This window comes from Phenylobacterium sp., assembly GCF_024508875.1.
Classification (GTDB): domain Bacteria; phylum Pseudomonadota; class Alphaproteobacteria; order Caulobacterales; family Caulobacteraceae; genus Phenylobacterium.
Window position 1 is genome coordinate 1 of sequence record NZ_JANINU010000124.1, and the last position, 6,729, is coordinate 6,729.

7 protein-coding genes are annotated in these 6,729 nt (G+C 70.6%); 3 read left to right on the plus strand and 4 right to left on the minus strand.

Annotated elements, in window-relative coordinates:
* The coding region (locus Q0L11_RS10685) for a response regulator transcription factor (RefSeq protein ID WP_296597203.1) at nt 1-684 on the plus strand (684 nt) is incomplete at its 5' end.
* Nucleotides 685-775: 91 nt separating this feature from the next.
* On the opposite strand, the gene Q0L11_RS10690 is transcribed toward Q0L11_RS10685, so the two are convergent.
* The 3 genes from Q0L11_RS10690 to Q0L11_RS10700 form a co-directional block, all read right to left on the minus strand.
* Complete coding sequence (locus tag Q0L11_RS10690; protein WP_296597204.1) at nt 776-1,582, minus strand: exodeoxyribonuclease III; 807 nt, start codon at nt 1,580-1,582, stop codon at nt 776-778.
* A 224-nt stretch (nt 1,583-1,806) separates the two neighbouring features.
* Nucleotides 1,807-2,442, minus strand: a complete 636-nt coding sequence (locus Q0L11_RS10695) for an outer-membrane lipoprotein carrier protein LolA (RefSeq protein ID WP_296597205.1) — start codon at nt 2,440-2,442, stop codon at nt 1,807-1,809.
* A gap of 93 nt (nt 2,443-2,535) precedes the next feature.
* Complete coding sequence (locus Q0L11_RS10700; protein WP_296597206.1) at nt 2,536-3,243, minus strand: ribonuclease T; 708 nt, start codon at nt 3,241-3,243, stop codon at nt 2,536-2,538.
* A gap of 52 nt (nt 3,244-3,295) precedes the next feature.
* Here Q0L11_RS10700 and Q0L11_RS10705 point away from each other — a divergent pair, with 52 nt between their 5' ends.
* Nucleotides 3,296-3,550 (plus strand): UvrB/UvrC motif-containing protein, encoded by a 255-nt coding sequence (locus Q0L11_RS10705; protein WP_296597207.1) that lies wholly within the window; start codon nt 3,296-3,298, stop codon nt 3,548-3,550.
* A 36-nt stretch (nt 3,551-3,586) separates the two neighbouring features.
* On the opposite strand, the gene Q0L11_RS10710 is transcribed toward Q0L11_RS10705, so the two are convergent.
* On the minus strand, nt 3,587-5,968 hold the full coding sequence (locus Q0L11_RS10710) for a DNA translocase FtsK (RefSeq protein WP_296597208.1): 2,382 nt from the start codon (nt 5,966-5,968) through the stop codon (nt 3,587-3,589).
* A gap of 142 nt (nt 5,969-6,110) precedes the next feature.
* Between Q0L11_RS10710 and Q0L11_RS10715 the strand changes: the two genes are divergently transcribed.
* Complete coding sequence (locus tag Q0L11_RS10715; RefSeq protein WP_296597209.1) at nt 6,111-6,518, plus strand: hypothetical protein; 408 nt, start codon at nt 6,111-6,113, stop codon at nt 6,516-6,518.
* Nucleotides 6,519-6,729: the final 211 nt, after the last annotated feature.

Sequence of the window (6,729 nt, forward strand, 5' to 3'; positions counted from 1 at the left end):
ATGGCTCAACGCAAGACCCTCCTCATCGTCGACGACGACCAGGACCTTCGCGGGGCGATCGCCGAACAACTGCAGGCCGAGGGCTTCGACACCGTCGAGGCGGCCGCCGCGGGTGAAGGCGTGCGCCAGGCGCGGGACGCCAAACCCGACCTGATCCTGTTGGACGTCGACCTGCCCGACATGGACGGCCGCGAGGCCTGCAAGCGCATGCGCGAGGACGGAGTGACCACGCCGGTGATCATGCTGACCGCCGCCGACACCGACGACGACGCGGTGCGAGGCCTCGACAGCGGCGCCAACGACTACGTCACCAAGCCCTACAAGTTCGCGGTCCTGCTCGCCCGCATCCGCGCGCAGCTTCGCGACTACGAGCATTCCGAGGGCGCCGTGTTCCGCCTGGGCGCCTACGAATTCCGTCCGGCCGCCAAGATGCTGGTGGACGACAAGGGCAAGAAGATCCGCCTGACGGAGAAGGAGACCAACATCCTGAAGTACCTCTACCGGGCCGGCGAGAAGTCGGTGTCGCGCGAGGAGCTTCTGGCCGAGGTCTGGGGCTACAACGCCGGCGTCACGACCCACACGCTGGAGACCCACGTTTACCGACTGCGCCAGAAGATCGAGCCCGATCCGGCCAACGCTCGCCTCCTGCTGACCGAGGCGGGTGGCTACAAGCTAGCGCCTTAGGGGGCTGCAACCCCCTCCCCGTCGGGGCCTCCTCCAGAGGGCGAGGACCTAAGATGCTCCCCTCGGGGGGAGCTCGCGCCGCGAGAGGGGGCTACAGCACCAGGTCCGCCGAGACGGGCGCGTGGTCGCTCGGCCGTTCCCAGGCGCGGACGTCGTCGTGGATGCGGCTCGCCGGAGCGCCCAGTCGCCAGGCGGCCTCACGCAGGCCAGGCGTGACCAGGATGTGGTCGAGGCGCAGACCGCGCGCGGACTTGCGGAAGTCGGCGGCGCGATAGCTCCACCAGGAGGCCAGCTTCTCCGGTTCGGGCGTCACGGCGCGCGTCAGGTCGATGAGGCCCAGCGAAGCCTCCATCTTCCGGAAGGCCTCGATCTCTACCGGCGTGTGGCTGACGATCTTGGACATGTACTTGTGGTTCCAGACGTCGAACTCGCCCGGCGCCACATTGAGGTCGCCCACGATGGCCAGCGGCGCCTTGGGGTCGCGCTTACCCAGCTCGGCCGTGAGCTTCTCGTAGAAATCGAGCTTGTGGTCGAACTTGGGGTTCTCAGTCCGGTCGGGGATGTCGCCGCCGGCCGGGATGTAGAAGTTGTGGACCTCGACGCCGGCGATCGTCCCGCCCACGCAGCGGGCGTGCTTCTCGCGGCACACGTCCAGCGGCGGGGCGTCCTCGATGGGCAGGCGCGAGGCGATCGCCACACCGTGCCAGCCCTTCTGGCCGGCGATCTTGAGATGGGGCAGGCCCATGTCCTTGAAGGCGTTCACGGGGAACTCGCCTTCGCGGCACTTGATCTCCTGCATGCACAGGATGTCGGGCGCCTGCTCCTGGACGAACCGGGCGGCCTGCTCGGCGCGGAGTCGGACCGAATTCACGTTCCAGGTGCAGATTCGAAGTCGCATTCGGCCTTCATAGTCGAAAAGAAAGCCCGGACGCAGAGTCTGCGTCCGGGCTGTGTGAGTCGTCTCTCATGCCGCCGCCGGGAGGGGATAGGTTCCGGCACGGACTCCGTCAGTGCGACCGGCGCGCTGACGACGTAGTGATAATATCGCCACAGTATGACAGAAAGTCAAAGGTCTTTATCGGCGCAGCTTGCGTGTGTCGCCTGGACCACAGTTTTCGCAACCTAGACTTTTCCTCGCCCAGGATTCTTGGGTCGCGGGTCCTTCAGGACAAACAGCGAGCGGTCCAGCCCGCTGGCGCGCTGCAGGTCGAGGAGCTGCACGCGGGTCGGACGCTGCTGGGCGTCGGTCACGGTCCAGCCGGCAAGGGCCAGCGGCGTATCCGTGAAGGTGAGCGTGATCTGGCCGGCCGTCTCCTTCTTGCCGTCGCGGGCCGTGATCGAGAAGCCGTCGGCCATCCGCGCGACCCGCGTGACGGTCACGCCCTTGTCGAGGCGGATGGTCTTGGCGAGGAACAGCGACAGGGGCGTCGCGCCCAGCGGATACTGATCGAAGGTCTTCAGGCGCTTGTCCTGGACCGAAACCACCCCGCCGTCCGAGACGACCAGCAGGCCCGACGGTGCATCGTAGGCGAAGCGCGCCTTGCCCGGTCGCTTCATGAAGAGCTGGCCCGTGGTCGTGCGGCCGCGCGCGTCGGTCTGGACGAAGCGGCCCTTGGCCTCGGCGAGACCTTCGAGATAGGCGACGGCGCGATCGACCAGGGCTTGGTCGGCGGCCGGCAGCGGCGCCTGGGCGAGCGCCGGACCGGCGAGCGGCGCGGCGGCCAGCGCCAGCGTGAGGCTGCGTCGGGTGAGGGTCATGGCTTGCTCCATGTTGATATCGTCGCACGCTGCCGCGGCCGCAATAGGGCGCAGGCGGGGCGCTGAGCAACGCCCAAGCTTCCGGGCCAGTTCCTAGAAGCGGCGCGTGGCGCTGGGCGTGAGCCGCACGGGCCGCGCCTCGCCCGCCCCGACGCCGCCCGGGCAGCCCGCGGGCTTGTAGGCGAGGTCGTAGCAGAGCCGGACTTCCGTCAGCCGATCCTCCTTGTCGAGGGCGACGTAGATGGCCTCGGCTGGCAGCCAGCGGTTCTTCGCGACGAACGCCTGGCGCAGCTTGCCGGCGGTGAGGTCCGGGATCGTCTCGATGCGCGGCAGCGCCACGCGGTCGTAGAGGCGCGCGGCGTCGCGGAAGTAGGCGGCGGGGGTTTCCCAGGCGCAGGCGCCGTGGGCCTGCCACTCGTGCTGCAGCAGGGCGGCGGACGGCGTGCGGCAGTACATGGATCGCACCGTGGCGGCGTCGATCGTCCCGACCGGCCGGCAGTAGCGGGGATAGGGCGGCGCCTTGCCGTTGGGCCACAGGCCGTGGAGCGCGAAGCCCTGCGGCCGGCGTTCCGGATCGAGCGGCGGTGTGGTGGCCTTGGTCTGGCCGTTGATGCGCCGCCAGTCCGGCGTCCAGGAGATGGCGAGCAGGTAGTAGGCGATGGTCACGCCGCTCTGGACTTCGGCAGGATCCACCGCCTCGACCGGCGCAGGGGACAGGTCGGACGGAAGCCGGCACGACGGTGCGGCGGCGGCCGGGCCCGAGAGAACCAGGGCGGCGAACAGGAGCAGGGCGAGACGCATCGCGCCATAGAGCGTCGGCGCGCAGATCCGCGCAATCGTCTAGACTGACCGCATGGGCATGATCGAGGACCTGGAACGCCGGATGGCGGAGGCGGCGGAGGCCGGCGACTTCGAAACGGCCGCGCTGCTGCGTGACGCCATCGCCCGAATCCGCTCGGGCGACTCCAACCTGCGCGAGCAGCAGCCGGGCCGGATGGGCCTGGGCTCGAGCCAGGAGCGCTATGCGCTGGACCCGAAACGGCCGCTGCCGAAGAAGCCCGACCCGATGACCAGCGGGCATAAGCCCGGCGGGCGGCGGAAGGGCTGACCAAAGTTGCTCCCCCGGCGGGGAGCAACTGGACGCCTATGGCGCGGCGCTGACCAGGATCTCGCGCTTGCCGGCGTGGTTGGCGGGGCCGACGACGCCCTCCTGCTCCATCCGCTCGATCAGCGAGGCGGCGCGGTTGTAGCCGATCTGCAGGCGGCGCTGGACGTAGGAGGTCGAGGCCTTCTTGTCCCGGGTCACCACGGCCACGGCGCGGTCGTAGAGGTCGTCGCCGGAGCCGCCGCCATCCTCGCCGAAGCCGAAGTCGCCGTCCTCGCCGTCCTCTTCGCCGCCGGCGGTGATCTCTTCCAGGTACTGCGGCTGGCCCTGGTCGCGCAGGAACTTGGCCACCGCCTCGACCTCGCCGTCGGAGACGAACGGGCCATGCAGGCGGGTGATGCGGCCGCCGCCCGCCATGTAGAGCATGTCGCCCTGGCCGAGCAATTGCTCACCCCCCTGTTCGCCCAGGATGGTGCGGCTGTCGATCTTGGAGGTGACCTGGAAGCTGATCCGGGTCGGGAAGTTCGCCTTGATGGTGCCGGTGATGACGTCCACCGACGGGCGCTGGGTCGCCATGATCAGGTGGATGCCGGCGGCGCGGGCCATCTGGGCCAGGCGCTGGACGGCGCCCTCGATGTCCTTGCCGGCCACCATCATCAGGTCGGCCACCTCGTCGATGATGACGACGAGGTAGGGCATGGGCTCGGGGCGAATCTTCTCGCTCTCGTAGGTGGCGCGGCCGCTCTCGTCGAAGCCGGTCTGGACCGTCCGTTCGAAGTGCTCGCCCTTGGCCAGCGCCTCGCGGGCGCGCTCGTTGAACGAGGCGATGTTGCGCACGCCGATCTTCGACATGCGGCGATAGCGGTCCTCCATCTCGCGGACAGTCCACTTCAGCGCGACGATGGCCTTCTTGGGATCTGTCACCACCGGCGCCAGCAGGTGCGGGATGCCGTCGTAGACGCTGAGCTCCAGCATCTTCGGGTCGATCATGATCAGCCGGCACTGCTCGGGCGGCAGGCGGTAGAGGATCGACAGGATCATGGCGTTGACCCCGACCGACTTGCCCGAGCCGGTGGTGCCGGCGATCAGCAGGTGGGGCATCTTGGCGAGATCGGCCACATAGGGCTCGCCGCCGATGGTCTCGCCGAGGACCACGGGCACGACCTGGCCGCCGCGTTCGTACTCGGGCGCCGAGAGCAGCTCGCGCAGGTAGACGGTCTCGCGCCGCTGGTTGGGCAGTTCGATGCCGATGGCGTTGCGCCCAGGGACGACCGAGACGCGGGCCGAGGCGACCGACATGGAGCGAGCGATGTCGTCGGCCAGGGCCACGACGCGCGCCGACTTCACGCCGGCGGCGGGGACCAGCTCGTAGAGGGTGACCACCGGGCCGGGGCGGATCTGGTCGACCTGGCCACGGACGCCGAACTCGGCCAGCACGTTCTCCAGCAACTGGGCGTTCTGGCGCAGCGAGCCTTCGTCGTATTGCGCCGCGCGGGCCGGCGCCTTGGTGAGCATCGACAGCTCGGGAAGCTGGAAGCCGCCCTCCTGGGCGAAGGCGAAGGTGCCCTGGGCCTCGCGCGTCTCGCGGGCGCTCTCCTTGGGCGCGGCCTTGGGGGCCTTGACCTGCAGGGTCGGCCCCTCGCCGGCCGGCGCGGCGACGGCGGTGGGCGACGGCATGGGCGCGGACGCCTCGTCGAAGGCCTCGTCCGGAACCGCCGGCGCCTCGCGCTTGCGGCGGGCGACCTTGGCGGCGCCCACCGGCTCGGGCTTGGCGGCGGTGAGCTTCGGCTTGGGGGTCAGGGCGTGCGTCAGGCCGTCGGCGAGGCCGCGCACGTCGAGCCGGGTCAGCCCCAGGCCATACCCATAGGCGACGACGCCGGCGGCCAGCAGCACCGTTCCGGCGATACCGTGGGCGAAACCGATTCGGGCGTACGCGATGAGGCCGGCGAAGCCGTTCAGCAGCGTATCGCCCCAAAAGCCGCCCAGGCCTTTCGCCAGCGGCCAGGCCGCGGGCGTCGGCGCCCAGGCCAGCGCGCCGGCCAGGGCCAGCAGGCCGAGGGTTCCGATCGCGGCGCGCAGGCGAAGGCGTCCGCGACTCGCATCGGGGTCGGGATCGGCCACGCGGGCCAGGCCGCACGTGACGAGGAGCAGCGCCGCGAGGCCCGCGGCGACGCCCAGGGACTGGACCCCGATATCCGCCAGCACCGCCCCGCCGCCGCCCAGGGCGTTGCTCGCCTCGGCCGCGCCGGCGGCGTTCAGGCTGGGATCGGCGGCGTTGTACGTCGCGAAGGCCACGGCGAGGGCCGCGCCGAACGCCGCGACCACGCCGCCGCGCAAGCGCGCCGTCGCCGGATGGCCCCAGGTCAGCCTGGCGATATGGAGCGCAAGCTCCCCACCGGTTTTCCGCGCCGCCCGCGCCATGCGCCCAAGGCCTCCAGCAAATCGACTCCGACCCTGTTTGCCGCCTGGATCGTTAATCCCGCGTTTACCGTGATCCGAACCTCGCCGATCCCGCTTCCGCCGGGCGAAAGGTGGCATTAGGTTCGCCGCCATGAACTGGTCCATGCCCCGCCCCGTGCTGCAGCTCGTCGCCATCGGCCTGGTGGTCGCCTGCCTCGGCTCGTTCGCGGTGGGCGCGATCACCGCGCCGGCCCGCGGCCGCCTGCCCGGCGAAGGCCCGCAGGGCCAGTCCGCGGCCGTGCTGGAAGCCCAGGAAGCCAAGCCGCTCACCGACGAGCGGATCGTCGGCGCCACCCAGGACGAGGACGAACTGACGCCCGAGGAAAAGGCCAAGCTCGAGGAAGAGAAGAAGGCCAAGGCCGAGGCGCAAGCCGCCGCGAAGGCCGCCGCCGAACAGGGCGCTCCGGCCGGCCCCGAAGCCGCCCCGGTGATCGCGCCGCCCGCGCCCGCGGAGAAGACCGAAGCCGCCCCCGCCCCGCCGCCGCCGAAGGTGGAAGAGCCGCCGTTCTAGGGCGCGCGTTCGCGCCGTCGGGGTGGGACGGTTTTCAGAGGGTGGGGGTGTGACCCCCTCCGCCTTCGGCACCTCCCCCGAGGGGGGGAGGATTTAGCTGTGCCCAGATGCTCCCCCCTTGGGGGAGCTCGCGGAGCGAGAGGGGGTGGCTAGCCGGAGCTTCGCCACTTGGGATCGTCGGGGTCGTCGCAGGTGTCGGCGAGGTGCTCCT

What these genes read in the sequence shown, in the direction of transcription:
- Q0L11_RS10690 (WP_296597204.1), bottom strand. Translation starts at nt 1,582, where the DNA reads ATGCGACTTCGAATCTGCACCTGGAACGTGAATTCGGTCCGACTCCGC.
- Q0L11_RS10695 (WP_296597205.1), bottom strand. Translation starts at nt 2,442, where the DNA reads ATGACCCTCACCCGACGCAGCCTCACGCTGGCGCTGGCCGCCGCGCCG.
- Q0L11_RS10700 (WP_296597206.1), bottom strand. Translation starts at nt 3,243, where the DNA reads ATGCGTCTCGCCCTGCTCCTGTTCGCCGCCCTGGTTCTCTCGGGCCCG.
- Q0L11_RS10705 (WP_296597207.1), top strand. Translation starts at nt 3,296, where the DNA reads ATGGGCATGATCGAGGACCTGGAACGCCGGATGGCGGAGGCGGCGGAG.
- Q0L11_RS10710 (WP_296597208.1), bottom strand. Translation starts at nt 5,968, where the DNA reads ATGGCGCGGGCGGCGCGGAAAACCGGTGGGGAGCTTGCGCTCCATATC.
- Q0L11_RS10715 (WP_296597209.1), top strand. Translation starts at nt 6,111, where the DNA reads ATGCCCCGCCCCGTGCTGCAGCTCGTCGCCATCGGCCTGGTGGTCGCC.